The sequence below is a fragment of the Bradyrhizobium sp. URHD0069 genome, assembly GCF_000701345.1.
GTDB lineage: Bacteria > Pseudomonadota > Alphaproteobacteria > Rhizobiales > Xanthobacteraceae > Bradyrhizobium.
The window spans coordinates 62,977-84,548 of the sequence record NZ_JNIJ01000026.1; the positions used below are offsets into that span (position 1 = coordinate 62,977).

Genomic DNA, 21,572 nt, shown 5'->3' on the forward strand with positions numbered 1-21,572 from the left:
AAAATCGAGCGCAGGAGTTTTCAAAGATGAATCGGATGATCCACAACACTCAGCAGGAGACAAACATGAGCCTAGACATCACCTCACACCCCGTCAGATCGGGGTCCGACGAATTGGTTCCGTCGCGCTACGCGGTGCGGGTCGGCGACATTGACGTTCTGGTCGTCAGCGATGGCGTGCTACCGCTCCCAACCGCAATGTTGGCACACAACGCCGACCCGGCCGTCCGGGCGGCCTGGCTGGACGACATGTTCCTGCCGCCGGACGCTTTCGACTGGCCGCTGAACGTGGTCGTGGTACGTAGCGGCGGCCAGACCATACTCATCGACGCTGGGCTAGGGTTCGACCCGGACTTGCACTTGCCGCGGGCCGGGCAGTTGATCAAGCGACTGGAGGCCGCCGGCATCGATCTTGCGTCCGTGACCGACGTGGTGCTTACCCACATGCACATGGACCACATTGGCGGGCTGCTCGTCGACGGGGTGAAGGACCGGCTGCGTCCGGACCTGCGGATCCACGTGGCGGCCGCCGAGGTCAAATTCTGGGAGTCGCCCGATTTCTCCCACACCTCCATGCCGCCGGGGTTCCCGGACGCGCTTCGGTCGGCCGCCAAGCGGTTCATGAAAGTGTACCGCAGCCATCTGCGGCCGTTCGAGGAGGAGTACGAGGTGGCGCCGGGGGTGGTCGTCCATCGCACCGGCGGCCACACCCCCGGGCACAGCGTGGTCCGCCTGGCGTCCGGCGGCGACGGGCTGACGTTCGCCGGCGACGCCGTGTTCGCGGTCGGGTTCGACCAACCCGACTGGCACAACGGCTTCGAGCACGACCCCGAGGAGGCGGCGCGCGTTCGGGTCCGTCTTTTGCGGGAGCTGGCTGAGACCGGCGAGATGCTGGTGGCCACTCACCTGCCATTCCCGTCCGTCGGCCGGGTGGCGGTCGACGGCGACGCCTTTCGTTGGGTACCGGCCTTCTGGGACTACTGACCGCTTGTCGGGTTAGGGCCGAACTAGGGCGCGTACTAAGCGCTTCATCCGATACGGGCCGCGTTTCCAGCGCCGGAGCGCGGCCCGCTCACCCAAAATCGCTGGCACCGCAATCTCCGTCGATGGCGGCTGGACCGCGCAGTCGGGCGCTTCGGGTGCCCGGCCGCGAATGACCCAACGGACATCCTCGAACGTTCCACATTCTGCTCTTAGAGAGACAGCCTGCTGGCTCGATGGAGTAGTTAGGCCGGATTGAGCGCACTGATGGTGACGTAATATCCGTCAGGATCGCGGAGCGAAAACTCCGTAGTTCCAGTGTTGGGATTTACGTGTGGATCTTCTTCGAGCCGGCTGACAAGCGCGCGCGCTCTTGTCAAAGCTGCGTCGAAGTTGTCGACCCGGATGAACAAGAGGAGGCCGTTGCCAGGCTTGGCGCGGTCGGGACTTCTCAACGAGGGATGCTCGTGCGCACCCCACTTGTGCAGACAGAGCAAGACCGTTCCATCCGACTGGTCGACGATTTGCCCGAAGTGGTCGTGGGCAGGTGCCGTCTCCGGCAGGCCAAGTAGCGACTGGTACCAGTTGAAGCTCTGTGGCACGTCAGCTACGCCAATGATGGTCCACGTGCGCTTCATAGGTTCCTCTGCACCAAAACGTTGCTACTCGAACGCGGCAGGCGGATCCGGCGATTGAAGGTCCTCAAGCCGTCCCCACTGCCGCGTCGTCCAGAGGAATAACTACGACGAGCAACTTACGGGCACCCTCAGACTATGAAGTCCGTAGAATGGAGGGCCGCCGTGTGCACCCCATTCAACGTGATGGTATCGTTGGCCGTCAGCTGGATCACGGCATTCCCAGAGCTATCATCGCTGATGAGGCTGGACAGGGCCGCCCAGCTTGCGAACCCGTAATCATGCACGTTGATCACATCGTGCTCTGGTGCCGTGCTGCCTACGGCCAGATTGCCTTGATCGAAGTCGTTGATCACGTCGATGCCGGAGCCGGTCTTGAAGACGAAAGTGTCGTTGTTCGGTCCGCCCCAAAGCCGATCATTTCCGCCCCCACCGTTCAGGATATCCTTGCCGCCGGTAATGGAGCCAGGTGCGGAGGGAGCGTAGCTCTGCGCATCGCCGTAAAGGGAATCGGTGAGCGCCCCTCCATTGAGGACGTCGTTCCCGCCGTGTGCACTGCCTGACATGCTTGCGGCATCACCGATCACGCTAGTGCCAAAAATGCTCGGCTCGCCACCAGCAACGACGGTGAGAATGTCATTCCCGCCATGCGCATTGTCGGTCAACGACGTAAGCGAATCCCCCGACAGACTCCCACCTGCTATTTGCATATCGCCACTTACAGTCAGGGAGAGATTGTCGTTCCCGCCACGCGCATTATCGGTCATGGGACCAACGGCATCCCCGCTTAGCCTCGCTACGCTCTCCAGTCCGGTTTCGGTAACGCTAAGCGTGTCGTTACCACCGAGCGCGTTGTCGGTCATGGAACCGCCGGCATCCCCGCTGAACACGTTGTCAAACGCTCTACCCCCGGTCACCCCCGTAAGACTATCATTGCCGCCTCTTGTGTCGCCCGACATGTCGCTTCCGGCATCTCCGTAAATAGCAATATTCGAGCGGAAATGGCCCCTGTCCTCCGCATAGAGCGTGTCATTGCCGCCCGTGGCATTGTCGAACATGAATTGGGCGTCACCGATAACGGTGGCACCACTAAAGGGGAAATCAACGTTCGCCACGAGACTGTCGTTTCCTCCGTGGGAATCGCCATGCATGGTCGTGTCTTCGCCAACGAGAGTCACGAACGCGTTAACGCTAAGGATGGTTGCCGTCAGTGTATCGTTCCCACCCCAGGCACCGATTGGGAAACCGGGGTCGCCGACCACGGTCATGGATTGGCCAAAGTCAGGAAGGGTGACCGTGATTGTGTCGTTTGGCATATGGCGCATGGCGCAGCACTCCATTTCATTTCAGTCGCGGGGCCTGAAAACAGTGGAGGGTCCTTGCGAGACGCGTTGTGGCCACGCTTGGGATCAAATCTACTTCGGGTTGATGGCGGAAATTTGCTGCGGACTGGATTTGATTGCGAGACCGTAATCTTACGGTGGTCCCAGTGTTGCGAAATGAACAGACGCCGGGCTCGCACCTGATCTTTGATCCTCGCACTTCATCACGTGATCATATTTCCGATCGGCGCAGTGACGGGCTGTTCGAAGGGCGGCCCGCGTCCGTCGTGGTGACGCGGTCGCGTCGAGGTCAATGCCGTTCCGTAATGCGCAGGGAGTGACCGCCCGCTACTCCCCTCATCGTTTTCGGGGTCCCTCTGGAAGCATAGATAAGTGCCGGGACCGCGCGATCGCGATCTGCAAAAACGTTTGATGCCGCGTGATCGGTGCTGGCATGGCAACGGTTGGAGACGATGCGTGACGGATGTGGGGACGATGGCGGATCGACCGAAGCGCAACAACGGCGCGGCGCACGTTCCTGCACTGGTGAGCGGCAACAAACTGGCTCGAGGTGCGCACCGAGATTGCCAGCGTCTGCCAGGTCGCCTGCTCTGAGCGAGCCCTCGATGATCGACTTGGCGAGCTGGTTAGAGTCCTGGCGCTTCGGGTGCTTCTTTCATCGGCAGGACATTCCCTCTTCCATGCTGCCCCAGAAGCCACATTGCGGGCCGCGCGCGTGTAGCTCGGCCCGGAAGATCAATAGAACTGCAGCCGCAACAAGGGCCGCCGACAGCAGGATTGAAAGTCTTGTTCGCATTTCGCCAATATGCCCCTGGGGACCGCCCGTTTCCAGGGCGGGACCTGCCAGATCAAACTGACCTACCCGGCAGTTGTGTTTGCTTGCGGTAAACGAGCCAAGCTCGCAGACTGACGCTGCACCCGGCGCGAAAAACGATCCGCTGTCACGCCGCTCCCGCCTTCTGGGCGTATTCCCAGGAAGCCTTCGACAGCGGCACGGTGCGCTTGGCCGATTCCATGGCCTTGGCGCTCGCCGCTGTGCCGTCGCGAATGCGTCCTGCGATTCCTTGGGTGATGCCGGCGAGCCGGAACAGGTTATAGGCAAAATACCAGTTCAGATCGGGAGCGGCGCTGCGGGTGATGTTGCAATAGATTTGCGCGGCTTCTTCCATGCTCGGGATATTCAGCGCCTTGAGATCGGCACCCGCCAGACCGGGCATGGTCCATTGCATCAGGAGATAGGTGAAATCCGCCATGGGATCACCGAGCGTCGACAGCTCCCAGTCGAGCACCGCAATCACCCGCGGCTCGCTGGCATGGAAAATCATGTTGTCGAGGCGATAGTCGCCGTGCACGATCGAGACGCGCTCCTGCTGCGGCACCGTTTTCGGCAGCCACTCGATCAGCTTTTCCATTTCGGGAATGTACTGGGTCTCCGACGCACGATACTGCTTGGTCCAGCGATCGACCTGACGCGCGAAATAATTTCCCGGCTTGCCGAAATCGCCGAGCCCGATCGCCTGCGGATCGTAGGCATGCAATTTCGCGAGCGTCTCGATCTTGCTGGTGAAAATCCTGCGCCGCGCCTCCGGCGACTGGGTGGGAAGCATCGGATCCCAGAACACCCGGCCCTCCTCCATCGACATGATGTAGAAGGCGGCACCGATCACCGTGTCGTCGGTGCACAAAGCATAGGCTTTGGCGACCGGAAAGTCCTGCTTGCCGAGCGCGGCAATGACGCGGAATTCGCGATCGACCGCGTGCGCAGACGGCAGCAGTTTTCCAAACGGCTTACGGCGCATCACATAGGATCGCCCCGGCGTATCGAGCCGGTAGGTCGGGTTTGACTGGCCGCCCTTGAATTGCAGGACGGTCAGCGGTCCCTGATAGCCTTCGACGTTGTCGCGCATCCAGCCGTCGATGCGCGCTTCATCGATCCGATGCCGTTCCTCGACGGGCTTGGTTCCCGAAAACTCTTCGTCTTTTCTGACGCCCTCGGCCACGGTGACGCTCCCTGGGGTTACTTGGGGAGCGCCAACCGGAAGCTCCCGTTAGTGCGTAGCGGGAGCGTTTGCATACTTCCGAAGTTCAAGTCTGGCAATGGCGCGGTTATGGACCTCGTCCGGGCCGTCCGCCAGGCGCATCGTGCGCATCGAGGCATAATCCCGCGCAAGACCGGCATCATCGGAGACGCCGGCGGCGCCGAACGCCTGAATGGCGTTGTCGATGATCTTCAGCGCCATGTTGGGCGCCGCCACCTTGATCATGGCGATCTCGAGCTGCGCGGTCTTGTTGCCGACCTTGTCCATCATGTCGGCGGCCTTGAGACACAGCAGCCGGTTCATCTCGATGTCCGTGCGAGCCTCGGCGATCCGCTGTTCCCAGATCGAATACTCGATGATCTTCTTGCCGAAGGCGGTGCGCGATGACAGCCGCTTCACCATTTTCTCCAGCGCTTCCTCGGCCTTGCCGATGGTGCGCATGCAGTGATGGATGCGGCCGGGACCAAGCCGTCCCTGCGCGATCTCAAAGCCCCTGCCCTCGCCGAGCAGAATATTGCTGGCGGGAACGCGGACGTTCTCCATCAACACCTGGGCGTGGCCGTGCGGCGCGTCGTCGAAGCCGAACACCGGCAGCAGTTTCTCGACCGTGATGCCCTTGGTGTCGAGCGGCACCAGGATCTGGGATTGCTGCTGATGGCGCGGTGCTTTCGGATCGGTCTTGCCCATCACGATCGCAATCTTGCAACGGGGGTCGCCGACGCCTGACGACCACCATTTGCGGCCGTTGACGACGTAATGATCGCCGTCGCGCTCGATACGGGTTTCGATGTTGGTGGCGTCGGAGGAAGCCACCGCCGGCTCGGTCATCAGGAACGCCGAGCGGATTTCGCCCTCCATCAGCGGCCGCAGCCACTTCTTCTTGTGCTCCTTGGTGCCGTAGCGCATCAGCACTTCCATGTTGCCGGTGTCCGGCGCGGAACAGTTGAACACTTCCGAGGCCCAGCCGATGTGGCCCATCTCTTCGGCAAGCGGCGCGTATTCCAGATTGCTCAATCCCGCGCCACGGAATTCGTCGTCCTCATGCGCCGACGGCGGCATGAACATGTTCCACAAGCCTTCGGCGCGCGCCTTCTTCTTCAAATCCTCGACGATCGGGATCACCTTCCAGCGCTCGCCCGCTTCGTCCTGCTGCCGGTAGATCGGCACGGCGGGCCGGACATGCTTGTGCATGAACGACTGCACACGATTGAGCCATTCGCGCTGACGGTCAGACATGTTGAAGTCCATTGGGTGTTCCTCACATTCTTGGCTTGAAATGTTTATCGACACTGTCTCCCCGCCGCCCCTCGTCCGCAAGACTATTCTTGAGACTGTTCTTGCCGCCGATAGAGCGGCTGCGACGAGGGCCGGCTGGTTGGCTGGGAACGCCGTGCGACAGCGCGCATTGACATTCCCCGGTCTAAAACGATAGTTTCATACAATTGTTTGAATTGCAACGCCCAGACTTTTCCGCATAGGCCCATGACATGGCGTCGGATCACACGAGAACCGCGATCCTCAGCGCCGCCGAGCGGCTTTATGCCGATCGCGGCTTCGGCGACGTCACGCTGCGCGACATCGTCGCCGCAGCGGATGTGAACCTCGCAGCCGTGAACTATCACTTCGGCTCCAAGGACGAACTGATCGCGGAATTGTTCGTCACCCGCAGCCTCGCGACCAACCGCGAGCGGCTCAACGAATTGAAGTTGGCTGAAGAAGCCGGCGGCGGACGTGCCAGCATCGATGCTATTCTACGCGCCCTGGTGGGACCGACGCTGCGCGGCTGCCTCGGCCCCGAGCGCGAGCGCTCGACCGCGGCGCGTTTCATGATCCGCGCCTCGATTGAATCGGTGCCGCCGATCCGCCGGATCAAGAACCGCGAGATCGATCATTTGCGCAAATTCGCCGCCGCGATGAAGCGCTCGCTGCCCGGTCGCAGCGAGGTCGATCTCTATTGGGGACTTCATTTCGCGCTCGCGATGGCGCACCAGACCATCCGCGACAGCGAGCGGCTGACCAAACTGTCGGAGGGCTCTTGCGACCTCAACGATGTCGAGGGGGTCATCGACCGCGTCGTCGCGGTGTCGGTGATGGCGCTGACGGGTGGCGAAACCAAAATCGCCGAAAAGGTCGGCGCGCAACGCGCGCGCTAGGTTAGTCGTGGAGTTTGTGCGGCTTCGATTCCATCGCTGACGCTTCGGAATAGTGTAGCCTGCTTTCGCAGGCGATGGCGTGGCGCGTTGGTACTCAGCGAATTGCTACGGTTTCAATTGTCAAACAGCCCAAACAATTTCAGGTGCGGGTCCGCGATCTCGCGGCGCGATGCGCCCAAGCTGTGCATGACTCTTCGTCCAACAAAGGGCGTGGGGAATGCCGCGTGCCTGACGGAGGTGTGAAGGGCTCGTGTCGCCTATCTTGCGTTGTACGCAGCAGGGATCTTTCAGTTCCGCTTCCTTGCATGGAACGTGGCTGCGCCTGGGATCGTCATGGTCTTTCTGTCGCTCGTCTGAACCATGGTTCGTCCGTCGAACCTGCGGCTTGCTCAGGTTTCGATTGGCGTTCTCTTGTTAGTGATCATTCGTTCTCTCGGTGAGTCTAGCGCGACCGTCGCGGTTCGTGGTAACTTAATTGCTTGAGGGGAAGCGCGAGAGCCATCGGCAATGGCGCGCACCGTCACTCGTCGAACTTGCGCGCTGCCCTCGGACCATCATTGAGGGAGACGCAGCAATGGCCATCGATTTCAGGCTGACGACAGAACAGCGGAATCTGCAGGAGGCCGCGCGTGACTTCGCGCAGAACGTGCTCGCGCCGCTCGTTCCCGATGCAGATGCAGCGCGCGACCCGCATGAGGCCTTCGCCAAGACCAAACCGGCTTATGTCGAGTCTTATAAGCGTGGGTTCGCCATGGGATTCCTTCCCAAGGAGTACGGTGGCGGCAGCGTCAGCAACCTCGACCTCCAGCTGGTCGCCGAGGAGATCTGCGCCGTCGACCCGGGCTTCGCGACGACGCTCCTGGTCAATGGTTTGGGCCTTATGAACGTCGCCTGGTTCGGCACCGATGCCGAAAAGGAGAAGTGGCTTCGGCCGGCCTGCACGGACGCGAAGGGAGAGTATCTTGCTGGCTGGGTGGTGAGCGAGGCAGCGGGCCGTCCCGGCGGCACCGCAAATTTCGATGCACCACAGCCGTCGCCCACAGGCATCGGTCTCACCGCCGAACTGATAAACGGCGAGTACGTGCTGAATGGACGCAAATACTGGCCGTGCAATGCCGGCGGGTGGGACAAACAGGGCGCCGACGTCAACGTATGCATCGTCAGGACGGACAAGACGAAGGGCGGCAAGGAGGGTCTGAGCGCAATCCTCGTGCCGAGAGGTACGCCGGGCTTCCGCGTCGAGAAGGTCATCGACACGATGGGCCATCGCCTCTGTCAGAACAATTCGCTCGTGTTCGACAACGTGCGCGTTCCCGAAGAGAACGTTATTTCCGGCACGAAAGGCAACGGCGACCTCGTCATCAGCAAGGCTTTCACATGGTCGGGCCCGGTCGCGGCGATCGCCGCAGTCGGTGTCGCCAGAGCCGCCTACGAATATACCCTCGAATGGGCCAAGGGTAACACGGCAGGTGGTGCACAGCCGATCATGCAACATCAGCATGTGGGTTATCTGCTGTCGGATGTGGCTATGAAGATCGAGGCTGCGCGCTATCTCTCCTGGAAATCGGCCCAATACCTCGATCTCTATGACAGCGAGGGCCATGTCCCAGGCGCTTGGTCGAAGATTTTCGGCGGGGAGACCTGTGTCGAGGTCGTATACACGTGCATGCGCATCATGGGCGTCAACAGCTACGATAGGAGCCATCCGCTCGAGAAATATATGCGTGAGGCCCTGTGCTTCCCGATCTACGACGCCGGCAACATCGGCATGCAGCGTCGTAAGATTCATGGCGTGATGGCCCATGATTCATTCGACCCGCGCGCCTTTGTCGACAACAAGGCGATGATCTTCTCGAAGGATATGGAAGGATTGGACACGTCCCCGAACCTGGTCGAAACGGGGAGGCCTCCGGAGCCGCACAAAGCGGCGGCCTAGTGCGCAGTCCGGAGCGGGCAGACTATACGCGGGTCGAGCGAAGGCCGAGACCCAGCGAGGGGCCGGTGCCGTCGGCGCTCCTGACGGCAGCGGCCGGCCATCGATCAAACAGCTGGGCGCAAGCGATTGCCAAGATCGTCGACGAGGTCCGCCGCGCGTTACGGTTCATAGCGGACCCCCCGTCGGAGGCTCGCATCGTACGAGTTGCTTGCTGCGCTGCCCGGTCAAAATGACGCGATTGACCCAATTCGGAAATGGCGCCCAGAGGCGAAAGAACCCATTTCCTGAGGGCACCGAAGCTCAAAAGGACGGTCATTGGTTTCACCGATTGGACAGGAAACATGTCCTCCTAATTTGGGGTTATCAGACTACCGCCAGTGATCGCGACACAGGGAGGATCACTATGCAAAACTTGATACGGCGCGCGTTCGCAGCCGCAAGCTTCGCCCTGGTCTGCGCCGCATTGCCTGTATCGGCACAGGAAACCGTTCGCATACGGGGTACGATAGAACGTATCGAAGGGCCTGTTTTCGTGGTCAAGACTCGCGACGGTGCGGAGGTGAAGCTGAGCCTCACCGACAATCCGCTCTTTGTAGCAATCGTGAAATCGACGTTGGCCGACATCAAGCCCGGCATGTTCGTCGGCTCAACGGGAATGACGCAAGCAGACGGCAGCCAAAGGGCGATCGAGGTACACATCTTCCCGGAATCGATGCGGGGAACAGGCGAAGGTCACTATGATTGGGACCTCAAGCCGCAGAGCAAAATGACCAATGCCAATGTTGAGAAGACTGTCGCCGGGGTTGATGGACAGATGCTTTCCGTCAAGTACAAGGGTGGAGAAAAGAAGATTCTTGTAACCCCCGACACCGCGATCGTCACCTATGTCACTGGTGACAGGAGCGACCTTAAACCGGGGACCAAGATCTTTGTCGCTGCGAAAAAGCAGTCTGATGGAACCTTGCAAGCTCCACGCATCACGTATGGCAAGGATGGATTGACGCCGCCGATGTGAATACGGCGCCATCGATACAATCGAAGCTGCCTGCGATTGCCGGCGAATTGATCGAGCAATACGGCGCGACTTCCGCCTTCTAAGCGGAGCCAATAGTGGTCATCGATCTTGGCCCAGCCACATATGGCCGACCGACTCCCCAATCGCTAATGGGAAACTTCGAAGACAGCAATCGAAGCAGCCGATTGCTGTGGCATTAGCACAGAAAAGGACGATGCCGATGAGCGCGCTGGTAATGCCAATCCGCCGCACAGCTTGGTGCTTTCTATCGCGCTTAACGAAAGTTTTAATGGCGACGGTGCGGTTGTCTCCTATCTAAACAATGTCCGCGAACAAAGCCGACAGTCATGAAACTGCAATGGCATTAGCGCCTGCGTTCGCGAACCGATCTAGCAGTCATTATGTCACCGGCGTCGAACGCACGCCGAATGTGCCAGTGGCGATGGCCGCAACTTTATAGCTTGTTCCGTTACCAGCTAACAGGAATGGCCGCCTTGTCATGAAGCGGCGGATGTCTCGGACCGCAGGTGGATGAGGAAATTCGTGCAAAAGCCTCTCGATCGTAAGGATGTAGCCGCCCCAGATGATTTGAGTGTCGTTTTGGGGTTTACGCAGATGCTGTCTGGCGGTGGCAACGTGGATGAGGTGTCACGCCTCGCAACCGATCATGGCTGGCTCGACGCGAGTGGTCAGCTCACCGCTGCCGGAGGCCAGCTTGCTCGCGCGCTCCTGCAACAAAGCGGAACGCGAACGATATTTCGTGTTTGGTGAGTCTTTGCCTGCCGGATTCTGGCATGGCGATGCTCGTGACACACGACCCGAAGCGGATATCGGAGGCGCGGCCCCTTGGACATGCGCGCATGCTCTTGCCGATTTGAACGAACGTGAGGCCGATGGCCCCTGGGGAAACGGCCGCCCGAACCCATTTTTCCAGCCCGCCGCGTGCAGGGACCGTTCGCCGCCCGGCAAGTTGATTGGAGCAAATGCGATGCGCTCTTTTTTGGCCCTAAGCCTGTTGATGATCTTGTGTGCTTCTGCAAGCGCCGCGACTGTGCATCACACTATCCCGCGACATCATGTCATCGTTCGTCCTAGCCAAGGGTTCCCGGGCTACGCCGTTCCGGGCTGGGCCTACGCAGCGCCTCCGCCTGCGGTTCGCTACGACGACACACCTAGCTACAACGATCCGTCCAAGTCTGGAGGCTCAACGGCCTTACCTATTGGGAACTAGACATAGCAGCGGAGGACTCGGGAGCGGCGGACTCGGCCACCCCAAATGCGCTCGCGAGACGTGGTAGCGTTCCTGGCGCCGAATACAGCGGGCTTTGCGGCGCCGTGCAGCACCACTAGGATTGGCGCTGCCAATGACTAGACTGCGCTGGCTTTTTGTCATTGATCCCACGGCGCCTCATGGGTCCGAGGGCTGAACTCGCGGCGCAGCACACTTCACCTGCGTGAGTGCTGCCCCGTTCCCCTCTTGACCGTCAGTCACGTTCGAGGATCTTGGCGGGCGTACGCAACGGCCAGCGCCCGGTCCTCTGTCTCCAAGAACGGAGTCCGTATCTGACACGACCCGACGATGAGGTGCCACAAGCCGTTAAGCTTCTGGATGATGACGTTCATGAGAGTGCTTCCTCCCCTGCTTGAGAGGTGTTGTGGACGAATTAACCCGCCGGTCAAGTGTACACATAAGCGACCGTTACATGTCCTGACCCAACCGTGCGGGCAAACGCGAACGGACGACGCAGAGGCTAGTACTGTGGTCGCCGGCAAGGATAGGAGGGGAAAAGCAGGGCGGTAAAGCTGATCAGCGCAAACCAACGCCGCCTCATGCTACACCTCCAGGCAAGTTTCGCGATCCGTTACCCCACCCTGCGCTCACATTCGCGAGCAGCTGACCGAGCCAATGCCTTGGCCGCATCAGCGTGTGCGGCCTTCTCGGCTCGCCGCTCATAGTCCTCAGCAAGCGCCTTAAGCTGATTCGCAACGTGTTGGTCCGTCATTGTTTGGGCCGCCCGGAGTATGGTCCGTGCCGTGTCCAAATATTCTTTGCTCAGCATTTCGCCTCCACGATCCCAGTTCGAACGGCATAACGCCGTCGAACTACAACCAATCACAGAGAGACGGACCGGACTATTGCACCGACGTTCATCAGTGCCCTACATTTGTTTGAGACGAGGATACTTCGGTTTAGGATCACCTCCTGCGCGCCTCGCGAGTGGTGGGAACGTGGCTCCCCCCGCCCGGCGGCTACCTAGCGACATTGGTCGACCAGCTGGACGGGGGCTCAATCATTCTAACGGGATCGCCGTTCGATGGGCACTTGGGCGCAGGCCGCGGTGTCGGTGATGGCGCTGACGGGAACTGAGGCGCAAGGCAAGGCGCCCGCCAAACTGGTAGCGCGCGGGACGCGAACTGATCGAAGCTGCCGACCTAACTGCGGCGCGCCTTTCGGGAGGGTCGCTTCGTATCAATCAATGCCGCAGCTTTGCTCACATCGTACCCGGCTCCATCGCTTCGATACCAAGACGACGGAACAGCGCCGCATCGTGATCTTCGCCGGGATTGCCGGCCGTCAACAGCGTGTCTCCGACGAAGATAGAATTGGCGCCGGCAAAAAAGCACAATGCCTGCATCTCGTCGCTCATCGCGGTGCGGCCCGCTGAGAGGCGGACATAGGATTTCGGCATCATGATGCGGGCGAGCGCGATGGTGCGCACAAAGGCGATCGGGTCGATTGGTTCGATCTTCGCGAGCGGCGTGCCGGCCATCGGGATCAGCATGTTGATCGGCACACTCTCGGGATGATCCGGCAGGTTGGCCAGCGTCACCAGCATATCGACGCGGTCGATCGCCTCTTCGCCCATGCCGACGATGCCGCCGCAACATACTTTCATGCCGGATTCCCTGACATTGGCGAGGGTCTCCAGGCGGTCCGCAAAGCTGTGCGTGGAAATGATCCGGCCGTAATGGCGCTCGGACGTATCGATGTTGTGGTTGTAGTAATCCAGGCCGGCCTCCGCCAGGCGCGCCGCCTGCCTGGTGTCGAGCATGCCCAGCGTCATGCAGGTCTCCATGCCGAGCGCCTTGACGCCCTCTACCATGGCGACGACGGCATCCATGTCGCGATCCTTGGGGCCGCGCCATGCCGCGCCCATGCAATAGCGGGTCGCACCAGCGTCGCGAGCCTTGCGCGCCTCGGCGACTACGCGCTCCACCTCCATCAGCCGCGAAGCCTTCAAGCCGGAATCATGATGGCTCGACTGGCTGCAGTATCCGCAATCCTCCGGGCAACCTCCGGTCTTGATGCTGAGCAGCCGGCTGAGCTGCACCTTGTTGGCATCGAAATGCTTGCGGTGGACAGTCTGCGCCTGAAACAGCAGATCATTGAAGGGCGCCTCATAAAGCGCCAGCGCCTCCTCCCTCCTCCATTCCCGGCAAATGTCGCGGGGTATCGGCGTCACCGATGCGGTTTCGTTTGAGCGCAATGCGAGCGTCATATTCTCTCCTGAGGAATTCCAGACGGCGCCCCAGCCGATCGATGCAGGCTATGCCCGATCGCCGGCTCCGTCGCAATATCTTGCCGCAGCCACACGGGCGATAGTCAAACGACCCGCGCCGCTTCCCTGCTAGATGATGCCCTGCTTTTTCAGCGCATCCAGCCTTGCATCGTCGTAGCCAAGCTTCGACGCCAGCACTTCCCTGGTGTTCTCACCCAGCAATGGCGGCGCGCGATAATCCTTCACCGGCGTCTCGGAAAAGGTGATGGGATTGCGGATCAGCGACAGCGCCGGCTCGAAGGGATGGTTCACCTTTATCTCCATGCCGCGCTCGCGCACATGCCTGTCGGCAAAGACCTGCGCGAAATCGTTGATTGGCCCGCAGGGCACGCCGGCTTTCTCCAATTCTTCCAGCCAATAGGCCACAGGCTTCTTCAAGAAGAGCTCCGCGAAGATCGCCATGATCTCCTTGCCGTGAACGACCCGGTCGTTGTTCTTGATGAATTTCGGGTCGGCCGCGAGTTCCGGACGCCCGAGAACGGCGCAGGTCCGCGCGAACTGCGCGTCGTTGCCGACCACCAGCATCAACTCGCCGTCGGTGCATCGAAACGCGCCCGCCGGCATGCCGCCATTGCCCCAGGTGCCGCGCCGCGGCGGGGTGTTGCCGTTGACGAGGTAAATTTGCGCGTAATGCGACAGCGAGGCGATCACGGTGTCGAGCAGGCAGACGTCGATATGCTGGCCCGCCCCGCCATTTGCCCTGCGATGATAAAGCGCAGCCAGAATCCCGATCGAGGTGTTCATGCCGGTCATGTAGTCGACAATGCTGGGGCCAACCTTCATTGGGCCGGCACCGGATTCGCCGTCCATATGGCCGGTGACGCTCATCAAGCCGCCCATCGCCTGAAAGATCGCATCATAACCGGCGCGCGGCGCGTAAGGTCCGGTCTGGCCGAAGCCGGTCACCGAACAATAAATGATGCCGGGATTGACGGCGCGGATCGATTCGTAATCGAGCTTGTAGCGCTTGAGATCGCCGACCTTGAAATTCTCCATCATGATATCGCAAGACTTCGCCAGTTCGCGGATGATCTCCTGACCTTGCGGTTTTGCGAGATCGACCGTGACCGATTTCTTGCCTCGGTTGGCGCACAGATAGAACGAGTTGTTATTATTCTCCTTGCCCTCGGGATCGACGAGATAAGGCGGCCCGAAGGCGCGCGCATCGTCGCCGCCACCCGGCCGTTCGATCTTGATGACCTCAGCGCCGAGATCGGCCAACATCTGCGCCGACAGCGGCCCCGCGAGCACCCGCGTCAGATCAAGAATTTTGACGCCTGAAAGTGGCAAACCCGACATTCAGATTTTCCTCCGAAATTTGGTCTGTGGCGCAGGAAAACTCGCCGGCGCTGAACCAAATCTGCCGATACACTATTTTCGGCGGCAGAGCATTGCGCTCATGGTATGAGGCCATCCATTTGCGGCGTGCGGTGCGGCTAAAGCGCGTTCTTGCTTGTGCACGGAACCCGCTTTGGCCGCTTTGCGCCAGAAAGCGGTCGTTCCAAATACCAGAAAAGCCAGCGGAACAGCTCAGCATGGCTCTCCATCGATTACGCTAAGTCGAGGCCCCACTTGGGGTGACGTTGAGTGCCACAGCAGAGGCGCGCTGTTTCCGTGACACGGAATGTTACAGTGCGCACGCAGATTTCTCTGTCGCCCGATCGCGAAAAGGTCGCAGCGGCGGCATGCGATAATACTTGCAGCCGTTTCAGGTGAGGTTCACTCTTGCTGCCAAAAGAGCGAGGGCAGGACACGACTCATGCAGGCCTATCTGGCACGGCGACTTCTGGCGCTTATCCCAGCGCTGTTCTTCGCCAGCCTGATTGTTTTCGTCATTGTAAGACTGGTGCCGGGCAACATCATCGACATGATGCTCGCCCAGAACGACGTCGGCGCCGACAAGCTATCGCGTGACCAACTTGTCGGTGCGCTCGGTCTGGACCGCCCGATGTGGCAGCAATATTTTCACTGGATCGGCGGCATTCTGCTGCACGGCGATTTTGGCCGCTCGCTTTGGCAGAACACCCCGGTGCGGGAGCTGTTGGGCGCGCGGCTGCCGGTCACGTTCCAGCTCGGCTTCATGGCGCTGATCGTAGCGCTGATCATCGCAATTCCGATCGGGATCTATTCGGCGATCCGGCAGGACACCGCCGGCGACTATCTCACCCGCTCGTTCTCGATCCTGATGCTGGCGGTGCCGAGCTTCTGGATGGGCACCATGGTGATGGTGTTCCCCTCGATCTGGTGGGGCTGGTCGCCGCAGGTGAAATTCGTCGCGTTTACGGAAGATCCACTGCAGAACCTGAAGCAAATGATCCTGCCGGCGGTGATCCTGGGCACCGCGCTCTCCGCGATAACCATGCGCCTGACGCGCACCATGATGCTGGAGGTGCTGCGGCAGGATTATATCCGCACCGCCTGGGCCAAAGGCCTGTCTGAAAACCTCGTTGTCGTCAGGCACGCGCTGCGCAACGCGCTGATCCCGGTGGTCACACTGATAGGTCTGCAGGCGCCGATCCTGATCGGTGGCGCCGTCATCGTCGAGCAGATCTTCGTCATTCCCGGCATGGGGCTGTTGCTGCTCGACGCCATCAGCCAGCGTGACTATCCGATCATCACAGGGGTCAGCCTCGTGATCGGCTTTTGCGTAATGCTGATCAATCTCGCCGTCGATCTGAGTTATGGCCTGCTCGATCCCAAGGTGAGATATCGCTGATGACGCTGGCGATCGATATCCCCGCTACGTCTGCCCGTACGGAACGCAGCGGCGTCATCCACTTCGTCGTTCGCCTGTTCCGCGAGAAGCCTCTCGGCGCCGCAGGCGGCGTGATCTTCGTCCTGTTCCTGCTGTGCGGAATCTTCGCGGATGTGCTGGCACCCTATGGCATGAACCAGATCAGCCCACGCAATCGCCTGCTGGCGCCGTCCTGGGCCTATCCCTTCGGAACCGACAATCTCGGCCGTGACATGCTCTCGCGCTGCCTCTATGGCGCGCAGATTTCGGTGATCATTGCGTTTGCCGCCGCGTCATTGGCAACTATCGTCTCCATCGTGATCGGCATCCTGACCGGCTACCTCGGCGGCAAGATCGACCTCGTGACCCAGCGCTTCGTGGATGCCTGGATGAGCTTTCCCGATCTCATCATCCTGCTGGTGGTGGTTTCCGTTCTGGGTCCCGGCCTGCCGCAGATCATCGGCACACTCGGCCTCCTGCTCGGCATTGCCGGCTCGCGCATTATCCGCTCCGCCGTGGTTTCGGTGCGCGAGAACATGTATGTGCACGCCGCGCAGTCGATCGGCGCCTCGACAGGCCGCATTCTGTGGCGGCATATCCTGCCGAATATCATGCCGCCGATCATTGTGCTGTTCACGACACGCATTGGTACCGTGATCCTCGCTGAATCCAGCCTCTCGTTTCTCGGCCTTGGCGTTCCGCCCCCGACCCCGACCTGGGGCGGCATGCTGTCGGGCTCCGGCCGCACCTTCATGTTTCAGGGGCCCTGGCTGGCGCTCGCGCCGGGCCTTTGCCTGACTGTCGTCGTCTACGCCACCAACGTGTTCGGAGACGCGCTGCGCGATCTGCTCGATCCGCGCATGCGCGGATCGAGATAAGTTCGAAAATAAACGTCTTCAAAAATAGCCTCGGAGGAAGTGAAGTCATGTATCATTCTCGCGCCGCTTTGCGTCTGGCCACCGCGTCAGTCGCCGTCATGCTGTCGCTCGCAGCTCCTGCATTCGCCCAATCGGAAGCGCCGCCGAAGGCCGGCGGTACGCTGGAAATCGGCACCGTCTATGTCACGCTCTCGGCACTGTCGTTCGATTCCGCCGACTGGAACTGGAAGCATAACCACGATACCGGCTCGGTCTACGAACAGCTCTTCGTCGCGGACCTCTCCAAATCCAAAAGGCTGGGCGGCAAGCATCCGTTCTATGCCGACGCCTGGCTTCCTTCCGACGCCATCAAGGGCGAACTCGCCGAGACCTGGACCTGGAAGCAAAATCCGCTGCGGCTCGAGATCAACCTCCGCAAGAACGTGATGTTTCCGGACAAGCCTGGCGTAATGGCGGCACGCGAATTGGTCGCTGACGACGTGGTGTTTGCGTATAACCGTCTCGACAAGAGCCCGAAGAAGATCTCCGGCTATTTTGATCACCTCGACAAGGTCGAAGCCACCGACAAGCATACGGTGGTATTCACCTTCAAGAACTACAACGCCGAGTGGGATTATCGCTTCGGTTATGGCTACTACTCCGCCATCATACCGAAAGAAGTCGCCGACGCCGGCGCCGGCAACTGGAAGAACGTCAACGGCACCGGCCCCTTCCTGCTCGGCGATTTCGTCCAGGGAAATTCCAACACCTATGTCAAGAACCCCAATTACTGGGGCACCGAGAAGATCAATGGCGTCGAGACCAAGCTCCCGCTGGTCGACAAGATCGTCTATCGCACCATAAAGGACGAGGCGACCTACCTCACCGCGCTGCGAACCGGCAAGCTCGACATCCTCGAAAACATCCGCTGGTCGGCGGTCGACGAGTTGAAGAAGAGCGCTCCGCAATTGCAATGGTCGAAGTGGCTCTCGATGAATGGCCAGTTCCTGGCCCTGCGCGTCGATACCAAGCCGTTCGACGACGTTCGCGTCCGGCGCGCCCTCAATCTCGCTGTCAACAAGCAGGAAATCGTCAAGGAATACTACGGCGGCAATGCCGAGATGTTCGCCTACCCGCAGCATCCTGATTACCTCGGCTATTTCGAGCCGCTCGAGGCGATGCCGGACTCCATCAAAGAACTCTTCACCTACAACCCCGAGAAGGCGAAGAAGCTGCTCGCCGAGGCCGGCGTGCCGAAGGGCTTTACCTTCAAGGTGCAGGTATGCGCCTGCCAGCCCGATCATATCGACCTGGTACCGCTGCTGGCAGCCTATTTTGAACAGGTCGGCGTCAAGCTGGACATTCAAACCCTGGAATACGGTGCGTTCCTTTCAGCCATGACCACCAAGACCAATGCGCCGGGCTATCTCATGAACAATGGGCATACCAATCCGACCACGACCATCCGCAAGAGCTTTGTCCGTGGCCAGGTCTGGAATCCGTCGCAATGGAACGATCCCGAATACGACAAGAAAATGGACACCGTCTATCTCGAGCAGGATGAGACCAAGCGCCAGGCCATGCTGAAGGAGATGACGCGCGAGATTCTGGACAAGGCCCCCTATGTGTGGCTCCCGACGCCCTACATCTTCACGGCCTGGTGGCCCTGGGTGAAGAATTATGGCGGCGAATTGCGCGCCGGCGCGGTACGTCCGGGACCGATCTACGCCCGGATCTGGGTCGATCAGGACCTCAAGAAAAAGCTCGGCCACTGAGTGGGCGCGCCGCAATGACGCGACCGCTGCTCGAGGTCAACAACCTGACGACGCGGTTCCGCACCGAGCGCGGAACCGTGGCCGCGGTCGACGGCGTGTCGTTTCAAGTCGCCCCCGGCGAAACGCTTGCGATCGTCGGCGAGTCCGGATCCGGCAAGAGCGTCACCGCTTTGTCGGTGCTGCGCCTGATCCCGAACCCGCCGGGCCGAATTGAAAGCGGCGAGATCCTGTTTGACGGTGTCAATCTCGTCAAACTCGACGATCCCGGTATTCGCGCCGTACGCGGCAACAAGATCGCCATGATCTTTCAGGAGCCGATGTCGTCACTCAATCCGGCGTTGACCGTCGGCCTCCAGGTGGCGGAGCCGATCAACGTGCACCGGGGAACGCCATGGGCGAAAGCCTACGAGGCCGCGACCGAGCTCATCGGTCGCGTCCGCATTGCCGACGCCGCCAGCCGGCTGAATTCCTATCCGCACCAATATTCCGGCGGCATGCGCCAGCGCGTCATGATCGCGATGGCGCTGGCCTGCGCGCCGCGGCTGATCATCGCCGACGAGCCGACCACCGCGCTCGACGTCACCGTTCAGGCGCAGATCCTGGATTTGCTCAAGGAAGTCACGCGCGAGACCGGCTCGTCGCTGATCCTGATCACGCATGATCTCGGCGTCGTCGCCCGCTACGCCGACCGCGTCGCGGTCATGTATGGCGGACGCATCGTCGAGGTCGCACCGGCGCGCGACCTCTACGCCAGGCCGCAGCACCCCTATACGCTCGGCCTGATGGCCTCGGTGCCCCGGCTCGATGGCGGCGGCGGCCGACGCCTGATGCCAATCGAGGGCCAGCCGCCCGACCTCGCCAGCCTGCCGCCCGGCTGCTCGTTCGGCCCGCGCTGCCGGTCGATCATTCCCCAATGCCGGACAGAGCGGCCTGAACTGATCCAAGTGGCCGACCGCCACGCCAAGGCGTGTTTCGCCAATGTCTGACGCCCTGCCCGGCCCCACGCTATCGGATGAGCCGATCCTCCGGGTGGAGGATCTGAAGGTTCATTTCCCGATCACCAAGGGCATCGTGATCCAGCGCAAGGTTGCGACCGTCAAAGCGGTCGACGGCGTTTCCTTTACCATCCGGCGCGGCGAAACCTTAGGGCTAGTCGGCGAAAGCGGGTCGGGCAAGTCGACTACCGGCCTTGCGGTGCTACGCATGCTGACGCCGACCGCAGGCCGGATCGTGTTCGAGGGACAGGATATCGCTCCGCACAGGGGCGCAGAGTTGCTCGCCGTGCGCCGCCGCATGCAGATGGTCTATCAGGACCCCTATGGCTCGCTGAACCCGCGGATGACCATCCGCAGCATCGTCGGCGAGCCGCTGGCCGTGCACGGTCTCGATGGCGACAAGAAAGCTACGCGGGAGAAGGTCGCAGCATTGATCGCTTCTGTCGGGCTGTTGCCGGACATGGCAGATCGCTATCCGCACGAGTTCTCCGGCGGCCAGCGCCAGCGCATCGGCATCGCGCGGTCGCTTGCACTGGAGCCGAGCCTCTTGATCGCCGACGAGCCGGTTTCCGCGCTCGACGTCTCGATCCAGGCGCAGGTCATCAACCTATTCATGGATTTGCAGGAGCGTCTCGGACTGACCTACCTGTTCATCGCGCACGACCTAGCCGTGGTCCGTCACATCTCGACGCGGATCGCCGTGATGTATCTCGGTCGCATCGTGGAGATCGCCGATCGCGACGATCTCTATCGCAATCCGCTGCACCCCTATACCGAAGCACTGATGGCGGCCGTACCGGTCGCCGATCCTGAAGTCGAAGCCCGCCGTCCCCGGGCCGTCATCTCGGGCGAAGTGCCGAGCGCGCTGCGGCCGCCGCCGGGCTGCAGCTTTCACACCCGCTGCCCCCGCGCCATGGCCGTCTGCAAGACCGAGCAGCCGTTCTTGCGCAAGATCAGCCCGGAGCGGGCTGTGGCGTGTCATCTGCATACGAGCTGAACAATTCGACGATGCGCATGTCGCGAGGGTGGTCAGATCGCTTTGGGCTTGAGGTCCTCACGTCGCGCAGAGCGAGACGGATGTTGAGGTGCGAGCGGTTATGGCACCAAACAGTGAGCTTGCACCGGCTTGTCGTCAACCAGCGAACTATAGACATTGTTCAGCGCATAAGCGGTGGCGAGCAGGCTCGCCGTCGGATAAATCGCTTCTGCCGACGAGCACCCACTCATTGTCCAGTTCGCATTTTGCTCAACAGCCGCGGCAAATAGTGAGCTTGCGATCGACAACGCGGTCCTCGTCGCCGAGCCGCTCGATATCACCGGGACTCTCCGAGGAAATGTCCCTCGCCTGCGGTTGGCGATGGCCAACCGGCGCGGGCATGGCCAGTCGCAGTTCCCGCGAAGCCGATGAAGCATCGCCTGTGCTCCCAGATATATTTGCTCCATTTGCCAGGCCGACAGTCTCGGCGAGAGCGGTACGGCCGATGAGCAAGGCCGCCATGACGAAAGTGCCCAACAACTTGCGCATGAGTGGGTCTCCTGAGCTGAACTTT

The 21,572-nt window shown here is 60.9% G+C and carries 17 protein-coding genes; 9 read left to right on the top strand and 8 right to left on the bottom strand.

Going from position 1 to position 21,572, the window contains the following annotated elements; all coding sequences use genetic code 11:
• Positions 1-26 precede the first annotated feature (26 nt).
• Positions 27-983, top strand: coding sequence for an MBL fold metallo-hydrolase (locus tag N554_RS0117180; protein WP_029584590.1), 957 nt, complete (start codon positions 27-29; stop codon positions 981-983).
• A gap of 242 nt (positions 984-1,225) precedes the next feature.
• On the opposite strand, the gene N554_RS0117185 is transcribed toward N554_RS0117180, so the two are convergent.
• The 4 genes from N554_RS0117185 to N554_RS0117200 form a co-directional block, all read right to left on the bottom strand.
• Positions 1,226-1,618 (bottom strand): VOC family protein, encoded by a 393-nt coding sequence (locus N554_RS0117185; protein WP_029584591.1) that lies wholly within the window; start codon positions 1,616-1,618, stop codon positions 1,226-1,228.
• A 128-nt stretch (positions 1,619-1,746) separates the two neighbouring features.
• Complete coding sequence (locus N554_RS0117190; protein WP_029584592.1) at positions 1,747-2,940, bottom strand: calcium-binding protein; 1,194 nt, start codon at positions 2,938-2,940, stop codon at positions 1,747-1,749.
• A 959-nt stretch (positions 2,941-3,899) separates the two neighbouring features.
• Positions 3,900-4,958, bottom strand: a complete 1,059-nt coding sequence (locus N554_RS0117195; RefSeq protein WP_029584593.1) for a phosphotransferase family protein — start codon at positions 4,956-4,958, stop codon at positions 3,900-3,902.
• Between the two features lie 48 nt (positions 4,959-5,006).
• Positions 5,007-6,245, bottom strand: a complete 1,239-nt coding sequence (locus N554_RS0117200; RefSeq protein ID WP_029584594.1) for an acyl-CoA dehydrogenase family protein — start codon at positions 6,243-6,245, stop codon at positions 5,007-5,009.
• 239 nt (positions 6,246-6,484) lie between these two features.
• On the opposite strand from N554_RS0117200, the gene N554_RS0117205 reads away from it, so the two are divergent.
• From N554_RS0117205 to N554_RS0117220, 3 genes are all read left to right on the top strand, one after another.
• Positions 6,485-7,150 carry a TetR/AcrR family transcriptional regulator gene (locus tag N554_RS0117205; protein WP_029584595.1) on the top strand — a complete coding sequence of 222 codons (666 nt, stop codon included), beginning with the start codon at positions 6,485-6,487 and terminating at the stop codon, positions 7,148-7,150.
• A 574-nt stretch (positions 7,151-7,724) separates the two neighbouring features.
• Positions 7,725-9,086, top strand: a complete 1,362-nt coding sequence (locus N554_RS0117210) for an acyl-CoA dehydrogenase family protein (protein ID WP_029584596.1) — start codon at positions 7,725-7,727, stop codon at positions 9,084-9,086.
• 403 nt (positions 9,087-9,489) lie between these two features.
• A complete protein-coding gene (locus N554_RS0117220; protein ID WP_029584598.1) occupies positions 9,490-10,101 on the top strand; it encodes a DUF5666 domain-containing protein in 612 nt (203 codons plus the stop codon).
• A gap of 2,492 nt (positions 10,102-12,593) precedes the next feature.
• Here the strand turns inward: N554_RS0117220 and bioB are convergent.
• The 3 genes from bioB to N554_RS41500 all read right to left on the bottom strand — a co-directional run bounded on the left by bioB (position 12,594) and on the right by N554_RS41500 (position 15,198).
• The gene (bioB, locus tag N554_RS0117245) at positions 12,594-13,601 is read right to left on the bottom strand and encodes a biotin synthase BioB (protein WP_081851292.1); all 1,008 of its coding nucleotides are present in this window, start codon (positions 13,599-13,601) and stop codon (positions 12,594-12,596) included.
• A gap of 129 nt (positions 13,602-13,730) precedes the next feature.
• The gene (locus N554_RS0117250; protein WP_029584602.1) at positions 13,731-14,960 is read right to left on the bottom strand and encodes a CaiB/BaiF CoA transferase family protein; all 1,230 of its coding nucleotides are present in this window, start codon (positions 14,958-14,960) and stop codon (positions 13,731-13,733) included.
• Positions 14,923-15,198, bottom strand: coding sequence for a hypothetical protein (locus N554_RS41500; protein WP_210165380.1), 276 nt, complete (start codon positions 15,196-15,198; stop codon positions 14,923-14,925). The genes N554_RS0117250 and N554_RS41500 overlap by 38 nt, the downstream gene beginning before the upstream one ends.
• Positions 15,199-15,420: 222 nt before the next feature.
• Between N554_RS41500 and N554_RS0117255 the strand changes: the two genes are divergently transcribed.
• From N554_RS0117255 to N554_RS0117275, 5 genes are read left to right on the top strand one after another with little or no spacing between them, the layout of a single operon-like run.
• Positions 15,421-16,377, top strand: coding sequence for an ABC transporter permease (locus N554_RS0117255; RefSeq protein WP_029584603.1), 957 nt, complete (start codon positions 15,421-15,423; stop codon positions 16,375-16,377).
• Positions 16,377-17,273: an ABC transporter permease gene (locus N554_RS0117260; protein ID WP_081851293.1), complete on the top strand. Its 897-nt coding sequence runs from the start codon at positions 16,377-16,379 to the stop codon at positions 17,271-17,273. Before N554_RS0117255 ends, N554_RS0117260 begins: the two co-directional genes overlap by 1 nt.
• A 47-nt stretch (positions 17,274-17,320) precedes the next feature.
• On the top strand, positions 17,321-19,027 hold the full coding sequence (locus tag N554_RS0117265; protein WP_029584605.1) for an ABC transporter substrate-binding protein: 1,707 nt from the start codon (positions 17,321-17,323) through the stop codon (positions 19,025-19,027).
• A gap of 14 nt (positions 19,028-19,041) precedes the next feature.
• Positions 19,042-20,013 (top strand): ABC transporter ATP-binding protein, encoded by a 972-nt coding sequence (locus N554_RS0117270; RefSeq protein ID WP_029584606.1) that lies wholly within the window; start codon positions 19,042-19,044, stop codon positions 20,011-20,013.
• On the top strand, positions 20,006-21,019 hold the full coding sequence (locus tag N554_RS0117275) for an ABC transporter ATP-binding protein (protein ID WP_051677532.1): 1,014 nt from the start codon (positions 20,006-20,008) through the stop codon (positions 21,017-21,019). Before N554_RS0117270 ends, N554_RS0117275 begins: the two co-directional genes overlap by 8 nt.
• A gap of 249 nt (positions 21,020-21,268) precedes the next feature.
• Here the strand turns inward: N554_RS0117275 and N554_RS0117285 are convergent, their stop codons facing one another.
• Positions 21,269-21,547, bottom strand: a complete 279-nt coding sequence (locus N554_RS0117285; protein WP_029584608.1) for a hypothetical protein — start codon at positions 21,545-21,547, stop codon at positions 21,269-21,271.
• Positions 21,548-21,572: the final 25 nt, after the last annotated feature.